Origin of the sequence: Streptosporangium sp. NPDC049248, from assembly GCF_040678965.1 — a bacterium.
Taxonomy (GTDB): Bacteria; Actinomycetota; Actinomycetes; order Streptosporangiales; family Streptosporangiaceae; genus Streptosporangium; species Streptosporangium fukuiense.
This window is the reverse complement of the sequence record NZ_JBFAQY010000009.1, coordinates 283,719-303,000: the sequence shown is the minus strand read 5'-3', so window position 1 is coordinate 303,000 and position 19,282 is coordinate 283,719. Positions and strand designations below refer to the sequence as shown.

Below are 19,282 nucleotides of genomic sequence, written 5' to 3'. Positions count from 1 at the left end.
GTCTCCGATCTGATCACGCATCGGTTGCCGCTCGCGGAGGTTCTGGAGGGGATCGACATCGTCAGCAGGGGCGAGGCCATCAAGGTCACCATCGAACCCTGACCGCCCCGGCCCCCGGAGCTTCGGGCCTTCGGGCCGGGCAGGAGCGAAAGGCCATACCGGGGAGCCGCCGGAGGGCACCCCGATCCACATCGGGGTGCCCCGCCCGCCTCCCGCCGGATCCGGCGGGAGGGCCGGCGCAAGCTCACACCACTCGCAGAACACGCAGAAGGAGAACCGGAGATGCCGGAGAGGACAGTGGTCATCGCCTCAAGCACGGGCCTGCACGCCCGGCCTGCGAAGATCTTCGTGCAGGCCGCGGCCAAGCAGGGGATGCCCGTCCGCATCCGTGTCGGGGAAGGCAAACCCGTACCCGCCAACAGCATGCTCGCCGTGCTGGCGCTGGGCGCGACGCACGGCACGGAGGTCACCCTGGACGCGGAGGGACCGGGAGCCGACGAGGCACTCGACTCCCTCGCCGACCTGCTCGCCCGCGACCTCGACGCCGAAGAGACACCGCATGGCTGAGACGCTCAAGGGCCTGGGCGTGAGCCCGGGGCGGGCCGCCGGGCGAGTCTGCCGGATGGCGGCCCCGCCGGAGCTGCCGGCCCCCACGCCGGTCGCCGACGCCGACGCCGAACTCGGCCGGGCACTGGACGCGCTGCGAGCCACCGCCGCCGAACTGGCGGAGCGGGCCGAGAAGGCGCCCGACGCCGACGCGCGGGCGATCCTGGAGGCGCAGTCCTTCATCGCCGACGACCCCGGTCTGCACGAGTCCGTGGAGGCCGCCGTCAGGTCGGGCAAGGACGCCGCGCACGCCATCGACGAGGCATGCGCCCACCATCGGCGCGCACTGCTGGCGGCGGGCGGTTACATCGCCGAGCGAGCCGCCGACCTCGACGATGTTCGTAACCGGGCCGTCGCGGCGGTGCTCGGCCTACCCGTCCCCGGGGTGCCCACCCCCGGTCATCCCTTCGTCCTGATCGCCGAGGATCTCTCCCCCGCCGACACGGTGAACCTGGACCCCGACAGCGTTCTCGCCCTCGTCACCTCACGGGGTGGTCCGACCAGCCACACCGCCATCCTGGCCCGCGCCCGCGGCCTGCCCGCCGTGGTCGCCTGCCGGGAGGTGAGCGAGGTCGGCGAGGGGACGTGGGTGTCCGTCGACGGTCTGCGGGGCGAGGTGGAGGTCGGCATCGGCGAGGAGGCCGCCGCCGAGATCCAGCGCCTGGCGGAGGCCGAACGCCGCCGGACGAGCACGAGCCGGGGCCCCGGCCGGACCTCCGACGACCACCCGGTCAAGCTGCTGCTCAACATCGGCTCCGCGGCCGACCTCGCACCGCAGGGGGTGGACGCCGAGGGAGTGGGACTGTTCCGTACGGAGTTCCTCTTCCTGGACCGGCGTGAGGAGCCGGGCTATGAGGAGCAGGTGGCCGCCTACGCCGCGGTCTTCCGCGCCGCGCCCGGCGGGCACGTCGTGGTCCGCACCCTTGACGCGGGCACCGACAAGCCGCTGCCGTTCCTCGGGCTGGCCGAAGAGACCAACCCGGCGCTGGGCGTGCGGGGGCTGCGGGTGTCCCGGGTCAGGCCCGAGGTGCTCGACACCCAGCTCGACGCCATCGCCGAGGCCGCGCGCCAGAGCGGGGCCGAGCCGTGGGTGATGGCGCCCATGGTGACGACGGTGGGCGAGGCGGCCGACTTCGCCGGGCGGGCCCGCGCCCGGGGAATCGCCCGCGTCGGGGCGATGGTGGAGGTCCCCGCCGCCGCGCTGCGCGCCGAACGCCTGCTGAAGGAGCTCGACTTCCTGAGCATCGGCACCAACGACCTGAGCCAGTACACATTCGCCTCCGACCGGCAGCACGGAGATCTCGCCGACCTGCTCGACCCCTGGCAGGCGGCGCTGCTCCAGCTGATCGCCGACTGCGCCGCGGCCGGGCAGGCGGTGGGCAAGCCCGTCGGCGTGTGCGGCGAGGCGGCGGCGGACCCGCTCCTGGCGACGGTCCTGGTCGGGTTGGGCGTCACCAGTCTGTCGATGTCGGCGCCCAGCGTGCCCGCGGTGCGGGAGAGCCTCGCCGCGCACTCCCTGGCGCAGTGCCGCGACAACGCCCGGCTCGCCCTGGGCGCGGACGACCCCGGGCAGGCCAGAAAGATGATCCTCCCGGGTTGGTGACCCCCCTGAAACGGGCCGGAGACCCCCTCCCTCCGGCCCGTTTCCCCGGCACGCATCGGTGAAATCACCGGTGTTCTCCCCGGAAGGTGCCGGGGCATCGGTGCGGGCCGGCGGAGACCCCGCCCCGGCCCTTTCCAGGCGCGACATACGCGCGTAACACTGGGACATGCCCTCACCCTCCCCCGTCATCCGGTCACCGGCACTGCACGGCCGTGACGCGGAGCAGGACGCACTGTTGCGACTTCTCGACGCCGCGCGCGACGGATCGGGAGGCGCGCTGATCCTGCGGGGGGCACGGGGAACGGGAAAGACCGCGATGCTCGATGTCGCGGCTGAGCGCGCGGGCGAGTCGGGCGACTTCGCCGTGCTCAGGGCACGCGGCACCGAGGCGGAGTCGCACCTGCCCTGCGCCGGGCTGCACGGACTGCTCCGGCCGGTCGCCGACCGGCTGCCCGCGCTGCCCCCGGCACAGGCCGTGGCGCTGGCGCGAGCACTGGAACTGGGCGCGGTGGACGGCGGGCTGGCGCTTCCCGCCGCGGTGCTCAATCTCCTGGTGGCCCTCGACGGCCCGGTGCTGGCCTGCGTCGACGACGTTCACCATCTCGACGCGCCCAGCCGCGAGGCGCTCTTCTTCGCGGCCAGGCGGCTGACAGGGGAGGCGGTGGTACTACTGTTCGGTGCCGACGACGGCACCGCGGTCCCCGACGACATACCGGCCTTCGAGCTGGGCGCCCTGGACAAGGAGGCGGCCGGGCGACTGGCGGACGACCTGGTGCCGGAACTGGCCGATGACGTGCGGGCGTCGCTGCTGGAGATCGCCTGCGGCAACCCGCTCGCGCTCGGAGAACTCGCCCGGTCGCTCAGTCCCGAGCAGCTCTCCGGCGCCGTCGCGCCGCCCGAGACGCTGCCGAGGGGCGGGCGGCTCTGGCGCGCGTACGCCGACCGGTTGGCGCGGCTGCCCGGCGACACCGCGGACATGCTCCTGCTGCTCGCGGCCGACCCCGACCTGGAGACGGTCACCCTGCTCGAGGCCGCGAAGCCGCGCTGCGCGCTGACCGTGCTCGAACCGGCGGAGAGGGCGGGCGTGATCGTCCGCGTCGCCGACGCCGCCGGCGACCGCTACGACTTCCGTGAGCCCGCGATGCGGGCCGTGGTCTACGCCAGCTCCTCGCTTGCCGGGCGCCGAACGGCGCACCGCCTGCTCGCCGGCGTGCTGCGCCACGACCACCAGCGGCTGCGGCGCGCCTGGCATCGGGCCGAGGCGATGGACGGCCCCGACGAGTCACTGGCCGACGAACTGGCCGCGGCCGCCGCGGCGGCGGACCTCCAGGGAGGCCATCCGGCCTCCTTCCTCGCCTTCGAGCGGGCGGCCGAACTGACCGCGCACGGCGACGTCAAGGCCGCGCGCCTGGCCGCCGCCGCCAACCGCGCGTGGCGTGCCGGGCTGCCCAGGCGCACCCGGTCGCTGCTGGCCCGCCTGCACTCGCTGACCATCTCCGAGGAGGTACGGAGCCAGGCCGAGCTGATCCGCGGCAACCTGGAGCTGCGCAGCGGGAAGACCGGCAGCGCCGGGGACGACCTGATGTCGGCGGCCGAGTCGCTACTGGACAGGGATCGGGGACAGGCCGTCCGGGTGTTCATCCGCGCGGGCGAGGCGAGCTATCTGGCCGGCGACAACGTTCGCTACCTGGACATAGCGCGGCGGGCCGCCGCGCTGCGCCGCCCGGACGACCCGGCGGCCACCCAGCTGATGTTCGAGTATCTGGCCGGTACGGCGGCGACCTTCGGCGGCCGTCACCGGGAGGCGGCCGATCCGCTCCGCCGGGTGCTGGAGCTCGCGCCCTCGGTGCGTACCCCGTCGGTGCTGGTGTGGGCGGGCGTGGCCGGCCTGCTGCTGGGTGACGACGCGCAGGCGCAGCGGCTGTTCGGCCGGGCGGTGGAGACGGCGCGCGCGCTCGGGGCGGTCTCCACGGTGCCCCAGGTACTGGAGTTCATGATCCAGGCCGAGATCTGGATGGGCCGCTACGCCTCCATCGCCGCCAGCGCCGTCGAGGGACTCCGGATAGCCCAGGAACGCGGCAGGCCCAACAGCGCGGGCCAGCACCTGGGATGGCTCGCGCTCACCGCGGCCGTCGAGGGCGACGAGGAGACGTGCGCGATCAGGGCGGCGAGCGCCATCGAGCTGGCGGGCGCCCACGGCCTGGGGGTGGCGGGGGCACTCGGCAACTGGGCGCTGGCCCACCTCGACCTCGCGGCGGGACGCCACGCCGACGCGGCCAAGCGGCTGCGGGCCACGTCCGGATCGGGCGGGGCAGGCGGCCACCTCGTGGTGCGGGTCATATCGACGCCCCACTTCGTCGAGGCCGCCGCCCGCACCGGCGACCGGCAGGCGGCCGAGAGGGCCCTGCGGGTGCTGGACGGCTGGGTGGGCAGCACCCGCAGCCCCGACCGACGCGCGCTCGCCACGCGCTGTCACGCGCTCCTGGCCGCCCCCGGAGACGCCGAGGAGTACTTCAGAGCGGCGCTCGACCTGCACCACCAGGGTTTCTCCGAGTTCGAGACGGCCCGCACCCAGCTGCTCTTCGGCAGTGCCCTGCGCAGGAACCGGCGCCCCGGCGCGGCCAGGGAGCATCTGCACAGCGCCCTGGAGACGTTCGAGCGGTTCGGCGCGCGCCTCTGGGCCGAGCAGGCCCGCACCGAGCTGCGCGGGGCCGGGGAGGCCGTCAGGTCGTCCCACCCCGGGGCCACCGGGAAACTCACGGCGCAGCAGTACCAGATCGCGCGGATCGTCGCGGACGGCGCCACCAACCGGGAGGTGGCGGCCCGGCTCTTCCTGAGTCCGAGGACCGTCGAGCACCACCTCAGGAACATCTTCACCAAGCTCGACATCCGCTCGCGGGTGGAGCTGGTGCGGCTGATGTCCTGATTCACGGGTGCGATGCAGTACGGGTGATTTCACCGATGCACTTCCGGCCTGACAACGAGAAAGTGGCGACTGTCAGAAACCCGAGGGGTCACCTGGTGGCGCTGACCGTGCCGCCGCCTCCGGCGGCGGACCGGCGCGCGACGAACGGTTGTCGACCCGACCACCGTATCGCCCTGGTTCCCCCCACAGGAACGGAGTACAGCAACGTGCAGCCGTACCGCACCACCCCCCAGGCCCGCGCGCCCAGGCGGTCCCGCCGGGCGACGACTGTCGCCACGCTGACCCTCGCACTCGCTCTGCTCGGCACCGGCGGGGGCCTCGCGCCCGCCGCGCAGGCCGTCGCGGCCCCCGCCGCACAGGCCGCCGCCGCAGGCCCGTACGACCGCGGCCCCGACCCGACCAACGCCAGCATCGAGGCGGTCAGAGGGCCGTTCGCGATCGCGGAGACCAACGTCTCCTCGCTCCGGGTGACCGGCTTCGGCGGAGGGACGATCTACTACCCGACGTCCACCAGCGAGGGGACCTTCGGCGGAATAGCCATCGCCCCGGGCTACACCGCGAGCAAGTCGAGCATGGCCTGGCTCGCCTCGCGGCTGGCCTCCCACGGTTTCGTGGTCTTCAACATCGACACCATCACCACCTCCGACCAGCCCGCCAGCCGCGGCAGGCAACTGCTGGCCGCGCTCGACTACCTGGTGCAGAGCAGTTCGGCGGCCAGCCGGGTCGACGCCGGCAGGCTCGGCGTGATGGGGCACTCGATGGGCGGCGGCGGCACTCTGGAGGCCGCCAACAGCCGACCGCAGCTGCAGGCGGCCGTCCCGCTGACCGCGTGGCACCTGACCAAGAGCTGGTCGGGCATCCGGGTCCCGACGCTGATCGTCGGCGCGGAGAACGACAGCATCGCCTCGGTGAGCCTGCACTCCAAGCCGTTCTACAACAGCATCCCGGCCTCCTCGGAGAAGGCCTACTTGGAGCTCGACGGCGCCAGCCACTTCGCGCCCAACAGCTCCAACACGACGATCGCCAAGTACAGCATCTCGTGGCTGAAGCGGTTCGTCGACAACGACACCCGCTACGAGCAGTTCCTGTGCCCCGCGCCCCGGGGTGACCGGAACATCTCCGAGTACCAGGACACCTGCCCGCACTCCTAGGACACCGGACCACCACCGGGCCGTCACCGGGCCGCCGTCGAAGCACGGCACCGGCGGCGGCCCGCGACCGCGAACCCCCGGATCCGACGGCGGCCGCCGCACGCGGCCGCCGTCGGCGTACCCACCGCGGGGCTCCCTGAGATACCACCATCTGATGGATTTTCCCCCGGTTTGATCAGTTACCGCCGAGGGGCAATAGGGTTTACGGACTATGTCCAGGAACGAAAGTCGACGTGACTCCAAGACCGTTATGTGGCTTCTCGCGTTCAGCGTCGTGGCCACCTTCACGGCCGGAGCGGTCACCCTGCTGAGCGGTCACCTCGAAGCCGTTCCCGACATTCCCCCACCCCCGGACGCCGCCCTGCCCCAGATACCCGTGACACCGGTGACACCGACCCCGCCGCCGCAGCCTCGGGGGACGGCCGACCCCTCTGGCCCGGTCAAGGAGCCGCTCCTGCTGGCCAACGGCCGGCAGCAGCCGCTGAGGATGAAGGTGCCCCGGGCGGCCAAGGGCCGCTACGCCGTCGCCCCCGGCGAGGCCAGACCTCCCAGGGGCAAGGGCAGGGTCATCCGGTACGCGGTGGAGGTCGAGCGCGGCCTGCCGTTCGAGGTGGAGGAGTTCGCCTCCGAGGTGCACCGGATCCTCAACGACCCGCGCGGCTGGGGGTACCGGTTCAAACGGGTGGCACGCGGCCCGGTGAAGCTCAGGGTCTCGCTGAGCAGCCCGGAGACCGCCGACCGGCGTTGCCTGCCGATGCGGACCAACGGCACGCTGTCCTGCTGGAACGGCGAGCGCGCGATCATCAACGCGGTCCGCTGGAACACCGGGGCACGAGGCTACGGCCGTGACGTGGCCTCCTACCGCGAGTACGTCATCAGCCACGAGGTCGGGCACGGCCTCGGCCACGGCCACGTGTCCTGCCCCGGCCCCGGCCGGCGGGCCCCGGTGATGCTCCAGCAGACCAAGTCCCTGTACGGCTGCCGCCCCAACCCCTGGCCGTCACCCCGCCGCTGACCGGCACGGCGGTCATGTGCGGCCGGTGAACCACCACGTACGGCAAAGCCGTGACGGGAGAAGATTCACCGGCCTCTCCCCGGGCACCCGGTAGACATGCGAGTAGTCATAGTCGGCGCGACCGGAAACGTGGGCACCAGCGTGGTGTCCGCCCTTGCCGCCGATCCCGACATCACATCCATCGTGGGCCTGGCCCGCAGGCCGCCGGCCTGGCAGCCGCCCAAGACCACCTGGCGTGCCGTGGACATCACCACCGGCGACCTGGCGCCGCAGTTGGAGGGGGCCGACGCGGTCATCCACCTGGCGTGGCTGTTCCAGCCCGCCCGTGACCCGGTGACCACCTGGCGGAACAACGTCCTCGGCGGCATCAGGGTCTTCGAGGCCGCCGCGCGCTCGGGCGTCTCCACGCTCGTGCACGCCTCCTCGGTCGGCGCCTACTCCTCCGCGCGCAAGGACCGGGCGGTCACCGAGGACTGGCCGACCCACGGCTGGCCCGGCGCCGCCTACGGCAGGGAGAAGGCCTACCTCGAACGAGTGCTCGACACGTTCGAACGCGACCATCCACAGATCAGGGTCGTGCGGCTGCGGCCGGGGTTCACCTTCAAGCGGGAGGCGGCGGTCGGGCAGCGGCGGCTGTTCGGCGGCCCGTTCGTGCCGCGGCGGCTGCTGCGGCCGAGCCTGATCCCTCTCGTGCCCGACACCCCCGGGCTCCGTTTCCAGGTGGTGCACAGCGCCGACGTCGGCGAGGCCTACCGGCTGGCGGTCACCCGTCCGGTGTCGGGTGCCTTCAACATCGCGGCCGGCCCGGTGATCGAGCCCTCGGTGCTGGCCGAGCTGCTCGGCGCCCGGCTGGTGCCCGTCTCCGGCTGGACGCTCAGGAGCGCGGCCGCCGCGGCCTGGCACCTGAGGCTGGTACCCGCCTCACCGGGCCTGGTCGACCTGGTGCTCAGAATGCCGATCATGGATACCGGCCGCGCCCGTGCCGAGCTGGGCTGGCAGCCGCGGCACACGGCGCTGGAGGCGATGAGCGAGCTGTTCTCGGGACTGCGCGACGCCGAAGGCATGGACACCCCGCCACTCTCACCGCGCACCGGAGGGCCCGGACGCCTGGGCGAGTTGGCCGGTGGCGTCGGCGCGAGGCCGTAGAGACCACGCGGCGACGGGACCGTCGGAATCATCGGAGGGACGCGGGCATGAGCAGGATCCTCGTGGGCACCGCCTCGTGGACGCACCGATCGCTGCTGGAGTCGGGCTGGTATCCCGGTGACGCCTCCACCCCGGCGAAGCGACTGGCCTACTACGCGTCGAGGTTTCCGATCGCCGAGGTGGACGCCACCTACTACCACCCGCCGTCGCAGAGCACCGTGGAGGCCTGGCGAGACCGCACCCGTCCGGGGTTCACCTTCGACGTCAAGGCGTTCTCCCTGCTGACCGGGCACCCCACCCGGCCTGCCGCCCTCTACCGGGACCTGCGGGAGAGACTCGGCGCACCGCCGGAGCACAACCTCTACCTCAAAGACGTGCCGCCGGAGATCGTCGACGAGGTCTGGCGGCGATTTCTCAGCGCGCTGGAACCGCTGCACGAGGCGGGCAGGCTGGGAGCGGTGCTCTTCCAGTTCCCGCCGTGGTTCCCGATCGGGGAGAACAACAGGCGCCACATCCTGGAGTGCGCCCGGCGCTGCGCGCCGATGCGGATCAGCGTCGAGTTCCGCAACCACACCTGGATGGACGAGGAGAACCGCGAGGACACCCTGGCCTTCCTCGCCGAACACGATCTCGCCTACGTGGGGGTCGACATGCCCCAGGGGCATCCTTCGTCGATCCCGCCGGTCCTGGCCGCGACCTCCGGCCTCGCCGTGGTACGGCTGCACGGGCACTCCGGCAGGTGGACCAGCAAGAACATCGACGAGCGCTTCGCCTACCTGTACTCGGAGGCGGAACTCGAGCACTGGGCGGTCAGGATCAGAGAGCTCGCCGCACAGGCCGAGGTCACCCACGTGCTCTTCAACAACTGCTGCCGGGACAACGCCCAGCGCAACGCCGCCAGGTTCGGCGCGCTCGTCGAAGAGGCGGGCGAGCCCGGCGAACAGGACGGGCAGGACGAGGCCCGGACGGCCGACCGGTTCCGGGGCACCGCTACCTGACCTGGCGCCTCGCCCTGGTCATGGTGGCCCTGCGCTCGTCGGGGGTGGTGCCTCCCCACACGCCGTCCATCTGCTGGGTGTTCAACGCGTACTCCAGACAGCGCCCGCGCACCGGGCAGCGGCGGCACACGGCTCTGGCGCGCTCGTACTGTTCACGACCCGGCCCCTCGTAGGACACCGGAAAGAAGAGTTCGGGATCCTCGCTGAGGCAGGAGGAGCGGCGGGACCAGCTGATGATCGGAATAACGTTGCTCTTAACAGGCATGGCGATCCAATTGGGAGTGAGAACGGCTCAGATACTGGCAGCTCAGGTTGAGGATCGCGTGCCCGCTGTAGTGGCACTCATACCTTTTAAGCGGAAAAATCGGGTGATTTTGACCGATGGTCTCTTCCGTTAAGGGAAATCCCGATCAACGGGCCCGACCCCGGCGGTGCCCGACGGCCTGACCATCCCCGCGCGCTCCGGGGCCCGGCGACCGCCGCTCCCGCCGGGCCGGGGCGCGCACCCCGGCCCGGCGACCGGTTACTACCGCTCCACCCGTGCCCGCTCGTCGGGCACGCAGTGCGTCATCTTCAGGCCGTTCACGTCGCGCGGCCCGTTCTTGCCCAGCTTGGACAGCCGCTCGCGGTCCTCGTCCGTCAGGTCCTGGCCGACCAACGGCTTCAGGTGGGAGACGTCCCCGGGGCTGATGCCCAGCCCCTCCCCCACCCTGAGCCCGAGGTCGTCCTCGACCATCAGGAAGTGCCAGACCATCCGCTCCTGGACGGGGCGCGAGGCCTGGGAGAGCAGGTCGACGAAGTTCCGCACGAGATCGTCGCGCTCCCACTGCTCCATGAGCATGTAGCGCTGGCCTGCCTGGGTGTAGTCGTTGGTACGCGGAATGCGCTTGCGGGTCAGCCTCCCGGAGATGACCGGCCCCTGCTCGTCGTAGGTGGGGTACTGCCCCTCCCTGAGCCCCCCGGTGATGGATGGCTCGTAGTTGACGTGCGGGTTCTCGCCCTGGCCGTCGACGAAATAGGTCATCTGCCCGTCGCGCTGGTTGGTGCGCACCTCGGCGTGCTTGGCCTGGTTGACCGGGAGCTGCAGGTAGTTGGGCCCCACCCGGTGGCGCTGGGTGTCGCTGTAGGAGAACGTACGGCCCACCAGCATCTTGTCGTCGGAGAAGTCGAGGCCGTCGACCAGGACACCGGTCCCGAAGGAGATCTGCTCGTTCTCGGCGAAGTTGTTGGCCACGTTGCGGTTCAGCACCATCCTGCCGACCGGCATGGGCGGGAACTCGTTCTCCGGCCACACCTTGGTGTCGTCCAGCGGGTCGAAGTCCAGCTCGGGGTGGTCGTCGTCGCTCATCATCTGCACCCGCAGCTCCCACTCGGGGAAGTCACCCCGCTCGATCGCCTCGTGCAGGTCCCTGGTGGCGTGTCCGAGGTCCAGTGCCTGTACGGCCGCGGCGTCCTCGGCGGTCATGCTGCGCACGCCCTGCTTGGGGATCCAGTGGTACTTCACCAGACGGCTGTCGCCTTCCTGGTTCTCCCACTTGTAGGTGTTGACCCCGAATCCCTGCATGTGCCGGTAGTCGGCCGGGATGCCGCGCGGGCTGAACAGGTTGACGAGCATGTGCATGCTCTCCGGCGTCTGTGACATGAAGTCGAAGATCCGGCCGGGTTCCTGCCTGAACGTCACCGGGTCCGGCTTGAGCGAGTGGATCACATCGGGGAACTTGATGGCGTCCCTGATGAAGAAGACCCCCAGGTTGTTGCCGACGAGGTCCCAGTTGCCGTCCTCGGTGTAGAACTTCACCGCGAACCCGCGCGGGTCGCGGGCGGCCTCGGAGGAGTCCCTGCCACCGATCACGGTGGAGAACCGGACTGCCACATCGGTCCGCTTTCCGGGCTCCTGGAAGAGTTTCGCCCGGGTGTAGCGGCTGATCGGCTCGTCACCGAACGTGCCGTAGGCCTCGAAGTAACCGTAGGAGGTCGTCCCTCGGGCGTGGACCACCCGCTCGGGGATGCGCTCGCGATCGAAGTGGCTGATCTTCTCCAGGAACTGGTAGTTCTCCAGCGTGGCCGGACCCCTCGCGCCGACCGTGCGCTGATTCTGGTTGTCGTAGACCTGGTGCCCCTGCCGGTTGGTCAGAATCGGGCGGTCATCGCCCGGCTGGGGCCCCACGCTCGACACATCCGTCATGATGACGATTCCTTCCCTGCCGCGGTCACGTTCGGCGTACCACTTCATATCGGTACACGGTCCCCCTTATCCGACAGAGGGCGTTTTATAGCGACAAAGAGAAGAATCTTCACAAAGAAGGATGGCAATTTAAACGGCCGGACAGCGGCTCGGCGTTCTTATGGCGTCGCCGTGTCTATGGCGACGCCGGCGCGTCGCGGTGAGGCCGCTCTTGTCCGGCTCCTTCCCTCGTCGTTCATCCGCTTCGCTCCGTGTTGTCGGCGACGCTGCGCGTCGCGGTGAGGCCGCTCTTGTCCGGCTCCTTCCCTCGTCGCTCATCCGCTTCGCTCCTTCGCTCCTCGGTCCAGTCCCCGGCGCGGCCTCACGGGCACTCCTCGGTCCAGTCCCCGGCGCGGCCTCACGAGCCATTTGCGACGCTGCGCGTCGCGGTTCGGCCGCTGGGACCCGGCTCCTTCGCTCCTCGGTCCAGTCCCCGGCGCGGCCTCACGGCGCCCTCCTAGATCGGCTCGCCCTCGTTCTCGTCGCCCTGCTCAGGGCCGGGGGTACCGGTCCCGCTCCGGCTCGGCGACGGCGAAGGAGTGGGCCGGCCGGGATCCGGCGTCGCCGGGATCGGGGGCGGGGTCGGCACGAACACCGTGGGCGGAAGCGGCCTCGGCGGCGGCCGGAAATCGTCCTCCTTGCGCAGCAGGAGCCAGACCGTCACGGCCAGCAACACGAGCAGCAGGGTCAGCACGACCCCCGCGGCGATCACGGCCCGGCGGGTCTCGGTCGGCGGCGGCGCGTCCTTGGGCGGCGCGGGCAGCGCGGGCGAGCGGTCGCCCACCCAGTGCGGCGCGAAGTCGGGGCCGTGCTGCTCGCCGATCAGCGTTCCGCTGACCAGCACCGGTTCGAGGAACCGCTCCGCTCCCGCCCTGTCGGGCTCGTACGGCGTGGCCACCCACGGGGCGCTCCCGCCGTCCATGGCCAGCACCTGCGGAACCGTGTCGGCCACCGCGGTGCGCCCGCGGGTCGCCCTGGCCATCCAGCCGCGGACACCGGAACGGCTGGCCACCGCGTCACGGACACCGGTGACGAAGCGGTCGCGGGCCGCCGGGTCGAGCGCGGCTCCCCTGGTCAGCACCGCGACCGAGACGGCCCTGCCGTCGGGGGCGAGCCCGAGATAGACCAGCCCGGCGGGTCCCACCCGCAGACGTGCCTGCACGACGAAGGGTCCCAGCTGGGGCGGGTCGCCATACTGGAGCGGAGTGGCCACGTCTGACATGAAAGCACACCCGGCCGATCACCCCATGCCGCACGGGTGACGAGATCGGGCACGCCGCGCGGGCCGCCACCGGGCTCGGGGGACCTCCCCACCCGAGAAGCCGGCTGCTCGCCTCCCTCGGCCGAGACGGGCACCGGCCGTCTCGAACACGAGAAGCATGACGAGGGAGGCGATTCACCGCCGGGTCGACCCGGCGGTTCCCTTGCCGGACGTGATGGAATATCGACATGACCGTCGCAGAAGAACTGCCGAGCGAGATCGACACCGGACTGCTGCGCGACGCCCTGACCGAGGTCCGGCGGGTCATCGTCGGGCAGGAGCACATGGTGGAGCGGTTGCTCGTGGCGCTCCTCGCCCGTGGCCACTGCCTGCTGGAGGGTGTACCGGGCGTGGCCAAGACCCTGGCCGCCTCGACGCTGGCCACCGTGGTCGGCGGCGCCTTCGCCCGTATCCAGTTCACCCCCGACCTGGTCCCCAGTGACATCGTGGGCACCCGGGTGTACCACCCCTCCCGCGAGGTCTTCGACGTCGAGCTCGGCCCGGTGTTCGTCAACTTCCTGCTCGCCGACGAGATCAACCGTGCCCCGGCCAAGGTGCAGTCGGCGCTGCTGGAGGTCATGGCCGAGCGGCAGGTGACCCTGGCCGGGGAGACCCACCCGCTGCCCAGGCCGTTCATCGTGCTGGCCACCCAGAACCCGATCGAGTCCGAGGGCGTCTACCCCCTCCCCGAGGTCCAGCGCGACCGGTTCCTGTTCAAGGTCCGCGTCGCCCATCCCAGCGCCCACGAGGAACTGGAGATCCTGCACCGAATGAGCGTCACACCGCCGACGCCCAGGGCGGTGCTCGACCCCGCGCGGCTGGCCGCGCTGCAGTCGATGGCCGATCAGGTCTCGGTGCACCAGCTCGTCGCCGACTACGTGGTCAGGCTCGTGATGGCCACCCGCTCCCCCGCCGACTACGGCCTGGCCGGGCTGGAGGAGAACATCGAGATCGGTGTCAGTCCCCGGGCCACCCTCGGCCTGGTCGCGGCGGGACGTGGCCTGGCGCTGCTGCGGGGCCGCGACTACCTGCTCCCCGACGACATCCGCGACGTGGCGGTGGACGTGATGTCCCACCGGCTGATGCTCACCTTCGACGCCCTGGCGGACGGGATCGATCCCGAGGACGTGATCCGCCAGATCCTCGCCGCCGTTCCGCCCCCCCTCGTCGTCTGGAACCAGGGCCCCCGGTGACCACCTCAGAAAGCGGCGTGGGGACGTGCCCATACCTGGACTGAGGGACTTCCGTGAGGCCGCGCCGGGGACTGGACTGAGGAGTGAAGGAGCGAAGCGGATGAACGACGAGGGAAGGAGCCGGGTAAGAGCGGCCTCACCGCGACGCGCAGCGTCGCCGGTAGCAGGGAAGGAGCCGGGTAAGAGCGGCCTCACCGCGACGCGCAGCGTCGCAATCGGCACTGCCGAGCAGGCACTGCGGCGGCTGGAGCTCACCATCGTACGGCGCCTGGACGGGTTGCTACAGGGTGCCTACCAGGGGCTTCTTCCCGGTCCTGGCAGCGAGTTCGGCGACAGCCGGGTCTACGTGCCCGGCGAGGACGACATCCGGCGGATGGACTGGGCGGTGACCGCCCGCACGACGGTCCCGCACGTGCGCGACCTGGTCGCCGACCGGGAGCTGGAGACCTGGGCGCTGGCCGACCTGTCGCCCAGCATGGACTTCGGCACCGCCGACATGGAGAAGCGGGACCTGGTCGTGGCCGCCATCGGGGCGATCGGCTTCCTGGCGGGCCGGATCGGAAACCGCTTCGGCACGTACGTCCTGCACGACGAGTACGTCCACCGGATGCCCGCCAGGAGCGGCCGCCCGGCGCTGTACGGCCTGCTGCACTCGCTGATGGAGGCTCCCAGGGGTCGTGCCGTCACCGACGCCCCCGACCTGGCCGAGGCGATCGAGGTGATGGCCTCGGCACGGCGACGGCGCGGCCTGCGAGTGATCGTCTCCGACTTCCTCGACCCCGAACCCACGCTCGATCCCACCCTGGAGCTGCCCTGGGAGCGGCCGATCCGCAGGCTGGCCGCTCACCACCAGGTGATGGCCGTCGAGGTGATCGACCCCCGCGAGCTGGAGCTGCCGGCGGTCGGACTGGTCAACCTGACCGACCCGGAGTCGGGGCGAAGCCGCCAGATCCAGCTCACGCCCAAGGTCCGCCGGGCGTACGCGGAAGCCGCCGCCGCGCAGCGGGCGGCCAACCAGACGGCGTTGCGCCGCTGCGGGGTGGCCCACCTGGTGCTGCGCACCGACCGCGACTGGGTCTTCGACATCGCCCAGTTCGTACTGCGGCAGCGGCGCATGGCGTACCTGACCCATAGGCACCCGAGGTCGGGAGCGACACGGTGACTTTCCTCTCTCCGGCCTGGCTGTGGCTGTTCGCCGCGCTGGCGCTGCTCGTGGCGGGCTACGTGGCCGCCCAGTTCGCCCGGCGCCGCTACGCGCTGCGCTTCACCAACCTGCCGCTGCTGACGCTGGTGACCCCCTCGGAGCCCGGCTGGCGGCGGCACGTCGCCCCGCTGCTGTTCCTCGTCATGATGGGCCTGCTGATCGTGGGCTCGGCCCGTCCCGCCGATTCGGTACGGATTCCCCGCGACCGCGCGACGATCATCATCGCGCTGGACGTCTCGCTGTCGATGGAGGCCGACGACGTCCAGCCGAACCGGATCGCCGCAGCCAAGGAGGCGGCCCAGAAGTTCGTCGCGGACCTGCCGGAACGCTTCAACGTCGGGCTGGTCGCCTTCGCCCGCTCCGCCTCCGTCGTGGTCTCCCCCACCACCGACCACCAGGCGGTGAACACCTCCCTGGGCAACCTGAGCACCCGTGCGGGCACCGCGATCGGCGAGGCGGTGTTCAGCTCCCTGGACTCGTTGCGCTCCTTCGACCAGCAGGCGGTGACCGACCCCCCGCCCGCGGCGATCGTACTGCTGTCCGACGGCGACAACACCTCCGGCCGCTCGGTGGCGGAGGCGATCGAGTCGGCGATGAGCTCGCGCGTGCCGGTCTCCACGATCGCCTACGGCACCCAGGAGGGCACCGTCTCGATCGACGGGCGCGACGTGAACGTGCCGGTGAACAAGACCACGCTGCAGACCCTGTCGGACGGCACCGGCGGCCGGGCCTACGAGGCGGAGTCCGGCAGCCAGCTGCGGGAGGTGTACGAGCAGATCGGCACCTCGCTGGGTTACCGGACGGTCAACCAGGAGGTCACCCAGTGGTTCGTGGTGGCGGCGGTCCTGACCGGGCTGGTGACCGCCGGGGTGGCCCTGCTGCTGGGGTCGCGGCTGCCCTGAGCGGGTCCCCGCCATTGGTAACGTTCTACGACGTGGCACATTACTTCGAGGAGCGTCCCGAGACCGCCGGCCGTCCCGGCTCGGTCACGCTCGTGCTCCCCGACCTTCACCTGAAGCTGGAGACCGACAGCGGGGTCTTCTCCGCCGAGCGCGTCGATGTGGGCACCCGGATCCTGCTGGAGAGCGTGCCTCCTCCGCCGTCCGGCGGCGACCTGCTCGACCTGGGCTGCGGTTACGGGCCGATCGCGCTGACGATGGCCTCGCGCGCCCCCGAGGCGACGGTCTGGGCGGTGGACGTCAACCGCAGGTCCGTGGAGCTGTGCGCCAGGAACGCCAGGTCCGCCTCCCTCGGCAACGTGAGGGCGATGCACGTCGACGAGGTTCCGCCCCAGGTACGGTTCTCCGCCATCTGGTCCAATCCGGCGATCCGCATCGGCAAGGCCGCGATGCACGAGATGCTGACCCGCTGGCTGTCACGCCTCGCCCCCGACGGCGTCGCCCACCTGGTGGTCCAGAAGCACCTGGGCTCGGACTCCCTGCAGCGCTGGCTGAACGAGCGGGGCTGGCCCACCGAGCGGGTGGCCTCCCGCTCGGCGTACCGGATCCTCCGGGTGCAGGCCAGGTCGCAGGCGGACCCGGCGCGGTGAGCACGGTCATCCCGGCGGGCGGGACACGAGCCGCCCGAGAGACGAACGAGGAACGACGAGGAACGGTGAACGACCGATGACGGCGAACCCGCGCAGGCAGCTGCGCCCGACCGATGTCAAGCGCCTCAACCGCACCTGGCGAAGAAACACCGAGGGGCGGCTCGCACTGATCCTGGAGTCGGTGACCGGCCCGTTCAACGTCGGTTCCATCTTCCGCACGGCCGCCGCCTTCGGGGTGGAGCGGATCTGGCTGGCGGGCAACGCCACCCCGCCGACCAACCCAAAGGCGCAGAAGACCGCGCTGGGCACCGACCGCCTGGTGGCCTGGGAGGAGCCGGTGCCCGTCCTGGAGGCCGTACGGGCGGCCAGGGACGACGGGTTCACCGTGGTCGCGGTGGAGTTGACCGGCGACGCGGTGCCTCTGTCCGAGGCCAAGCTGGACGGCGACGTGTGCCTGGTGGTGGGCAGCGAGGACCACGGATGCTCCCCCGCGCTGCTGGAGGCCGTCGACGGCGTCTGCTACATCCCGCAGGTGGGCCGGGTCGGCTCGTTCAACGTCTCGGTCGCGGCGGCGATCGCGGTGGCGGAGGTCCGCCGCCAGGAGTGGTCGGGCAAGGCGCTGCCGGAGGACTGACCGTCATCGGTTCGGGCGCCCGCTCTCCTCCGTGCCCGAACCGGTGCCCGAACCGATGGCCGCGCGCCCTTCGGCTCCCTGCCCGTCCGGCCTCTGCCCGTCGTGCCCCCGGGCACCGTCGAGCGGGACCTTCTCGCCCCCGTAGACCCTGCTCATCCTGGCGCGAAGCCTGGCGAGCCGGCGGTGTTTTTTGGCCGCGGGGATCCCCTCCTCGTCCTCGACGGCCGTGGAGATGGTCGGGATCGGCCTCTTGCCCCGGATGAGGGCCTCGATGCCCTCGTTGGGCGGGACGTGCACCTCGATGTAGTCGCCCAGCGGCCGACGCTTGATCACGCCGGTCTCCACGCCGTGGCCGATCTGCGCGGCGTCGCGGCGCTGCAGGCCCAGGCAGATCCGGTAGGTGATGTAGTAGGCCAGGGCCGGCCCCAGGAAGATCATGACGCGGCCGGTGTAGGTCAGCATGTTCAGCGAGAGGTGGAAGAACGCGGCGATCTCGTCGTTCGAGGCTATCAGCCACAGGATCCCGTAGAACGTGATCGCGGCCAGGCCGATCGAGGTGCGGTGCGGGTTGTTCCGGGGACGGTCCACCACATTGTGCTCGCGGCGGTCCCCGGTGACCCACGACTCGATGAACGGATACAGCGCCAGGCCCGTCATGATGATGCCCGCCGGCACCAGCGCCGGGATCAGCACGCTCATCGGCAGCGTGAAGCCCAGGAAGTTGATCTCCCAGGAGGGCATCAGGCGGAGCGCGCCGTCCAGGAACGCCAGATAGAAGTCGGGCTGCGAACCAGCCGAGATGTTGGCCGGGGTGTAGGGACCGTACAACCAGATCGGGTTGATCTGGGCGAAGGTGCCCAGCAGCGCGATGACCCCGAAGGTGAACATGAAGAAGGCGCCCGACTTGGCCATGAAGGAGGGGTACGTCGGCCCGCCCACCACGTTGTCGTTGGTGCGGCCCTTGCCCGGCAGTTGCGTGTGCTTCAGCACCCAGGTGAGCATCAGGTGGGCGGTGATCAGCGCCAGCAGGACGCCCGGCAGGAGCAGGATGTGTATCGAGTAGAACCTGGAGATGATGTCCTCGCCGGGATACTGGCCGCCGAAGAGGAAGAAGGTGAGCCAGGTGCCGATCACCGGAAACGAGATCATCGTGCCCGCGGTGATCCGCAGGCCGACACCGGAGAGCAGGTCGTCGGCCAGGGAGTAGCCGGTCAGCCCCTCGGCCAGGGCCAGCATCAGCAGCAGCACGCCGATCACCCAGTTCAGCTCCCTGGGCTTGCGGTAGGCGCCCATGAAGAAGATCCGGAGCATGTGCGCCATCATCCCGGCGACGAACAGCAGGGCGGCCCAGTGGTGCATCTGCCGCATCAGCAGGCCACCGCGCACGTCGAAGCTGATGTTCAACGTCGAGGCGTACGCCTCGGACATCATGATGCCCCGCAGCGGGCCATAGGAGCCGTCGTAGACGATCTCGCCCATGGTGGGCCTGAAGAAGAACGTCAGGAACACGCCGGTCAGCAGCAGGACGACGAACGAGTAGAGCGGTATCTCGCCGAGCAGGAACGTCCAGTGGTCGGGGAAGAGCTTCCGCATGTTGCGCTTGAGAAAGGAGGCGGCGCCGAGGCGGTCGTCGACGAACCCGCTGACGCCCGCCACGGGCTTCGGAATGCTCCCGGTGCTCATGCGCGGCCTCCGTTCTCGTGGACCTCGGTCTCGACGTCGTGCTCCCGTGAACCGAGAACCAGCTGAAACGGCGAGGTCTGCCGTGGACG

General features: G+C 71.1%; 16 protein-coding genes. 12 read left to right on the top strand and 4 right to left on the bottom strand.

Annotation, left to right across the window (positions count from 1 at the left end; genetic code table 11):
- Nucleotides 1-282 precede the first annotated feature (282 nt).
- From AB0K21_RS19600 to AB0K21_RS19570, 7 genes are all read left to right on the top strand, one after another.
- A complete protein-coding gene (locus AB0K21_RS19600) occupies nt 283-567 on the top strand; it encodes an HPr family phosphocarrier protein (protein ID WP_030904431.1) in 285 nt (94 codons plus the stop codon).
- Nucleotides 560-2,209, top strand: a complete 1,650-nt coding sequence (ptsP, locus tag AB0K21_RS19595) for a phosphoenolpyruvate--protein phosphotransferase (protein ID WP_343974172.1) — start codon at nt 560-562, stop codon at nt 2,207-2,209. The genes AB0K21_RS19600 and ptsP overlap by 8 nt, the downstream gene beginning before the upstream one ends.
- Nucleotides 2,210-2,375: 166 nt before the next feature.
- On the top strand, nt 2,376-5,135 hold the full coding sequence (locus tag AB0K21_RS19590) for an AAA family ATPase (protein ID WP_364151625.1): 2,760 nt from the start codon (nt 2,376-2,378) through the stop codon (nt 5,133-5,135).
- A gap of 296 nt (nt 5,136-5,431) precedes the next feature.
- Nucleotides 5,432-6,286 (top strand): alpha/beta hydrolase, encoded by an 855-nt coding sequence (locus AB0K21_RS19585; RefSeq protein ID WP_343974183.1) that lies wholly within the window; start codon nt 5,432-5,434, stop codon nt 6,284-6,286.
- A 250-nt stretch (nt 6,287-6,536) separates the two neighbouring features.
- Entirely contained in the window at nt 6,537-7,301 is a 765-nt protein-coding gene (locus AB0K21_RS19580) for a DUF3152 domain-containing protein (RefSeq protein ID WP_364151623.1), read from the top strand.
- 96 nt (nt 7,302-7,397) lie between these two features.
- The gene (locus tag AB0K21_RS19575; RefSeq protein ID WP_364151620.1) at nt 7,398-8,447 is read left to right on the top strand and encodes an NAD-dependent epimerase/dehydratase family protein; all 1,050 of its coding nucleotides are present in this window, start codon (nt 7,398-7,400) and stop codon (nt 8,445-8,447) included.
- A gap of 47 nt (nt 8,448-8,494) precedes the next feature.
- On the top strand, nt 8,495-9,445 hold the full coding sequence (locus tag AB0K21_RS19570; protein WP_364151617.1) for a DUF72 domain-containing protein: 951 nt from the start codon (nt 8,495-8,497) through the stop codon (nt 9,443-9,445).
- Here AB0K21_RS19570 and AB0K21_RS19565 read toward each other — a convergent pair.
- From AB0K21_RS19565 to AB0K21_RS19555, 3 genes are all read right to left on the bottom strand, one after another.
- Nucleotides 9,438-9,710 carry a WhiB family transcriptional regulator gene (locus AB0K21_RS19565; RefSeq protein ID WP_343974157.1) on the bottom strand — a complete coding sequence of 91 codons (273 nt, stop codon included), beginning with the start codon at nt 9,708-9,710 and terminating at the stop codon, nt 9,438-9,440. The genes AB0K21_RS19570 and AB0K21_RS19565 overlap by 8 nt on opposite strands.
- A 261-nt stretch (nt 9,711-9,971) precedes the next feature.
- Entirely contained in the window at nt 9,972-11,630 is a 1,659-nt protein-coding gene (locus AB0K21_RS19560) for a catalase (RefSeq protein WP_364151613.1), read from the bottom strand.
- Nucleotides 11,631-12,126: 496 nt separating this feature from the next.
- Nucleotides 12,127-12,891, bottom strand: a complete 765-nt coding sequence (locus tag AB0K21_RS19555; protein ID WP_364151610.1) for a hypothetical protein — start codon at nt 12,889-12,891, stop codon at nt 12,127-12,129.
- A gap of 227 nt (nt 12,892-13,118) precedes the next feature.
- On the opposite strand from AB0K21_RS19555, the gene AB0K21_RS19550 reads away from it, so the two are divergent.
- From AB0K21_RS19550 to AB0K21_RS19530, 5 genes are all read left to right on the top strand, one after another.
- A complete protein-coding gene (locus AB0K21_RS19550; protein ID WP_030904452.1) occupies nt 13,119-14,123 on the top strand; it encodes a MoxR family ATPase in 1,005 nt (334 codons plus the stop codon).
- A gap of 100 nt (nt 14,124-14,223) precedes the next feature.
- A complete protein-coding gene (locus tag AB0K21_RS19545; RefSeq protein WP_364151607.1) occupies nt 14,224-15,285 on the top strand; it encodes a DUF58 domain-containing protein in 1,062 nt (353 codons plus the stop codon).
- Nucleotides 15,282-16,229 carry a VWA domain-containing protein gene (locus AB0K21_RS19540; RefSeq protein WP_364151604.1) on the top strand — a complete coding sequence of 316 codons (948 nt, stop codon included), beginning with the start codon at nt 15,282-15,284 and terminating at the stop codon, nt 16,227-16,229. The genes AB0K21_RS19545 and AB0K21_RS19540 overlap by 4 nt, the downstream gene beginning before the upstream one ends.
- 32 nt (nt 16,230-16,261) lie before the next feature.
- Nucleotides 16,262-16,876, top strand: a complete 615-nt coding sequence (locus tag AB0K21_RS19535; RefSeq protein ID WP_364151601.1) for a methyltransferase — start codon at nt 16,262-16,264, stop codon at nt 16,874-16,876.
- Between the two features lie 76 nt (nt 16,877-16,952).
- Nucleotides 16,953-17,510, top strand: coding sequence for a TrmH family RNA methyltransferase (locus AB0K21_RS19530; RefSeq protein ID WP_350919391.1), 558 nt, complete (start codon nt 16,953-16,955; stop codon nt 17,508-17,510).
- Between the two features lie 3 nt (nt 17,511-17,513).
- On the opposite strand, the gene AB0K21_RS19525 is transcribed toward AB0K21_RS19530, so the two are convergent.
- Nucleotides 17,514-19,193: a ubiquinol-cytochrome c reductase cytochrome b subunit gene (locus AB0K21_RS19525; protein WP_364151598.1), complete on the bottom strand. Its 1,680-nt coding sequence runs from the start codon at nt 19,191-19,193 to the stop codon at nt 17,514-17,516.
- Nucleotides 19,194-19,282: the final 89 nt, after the last annotated feature.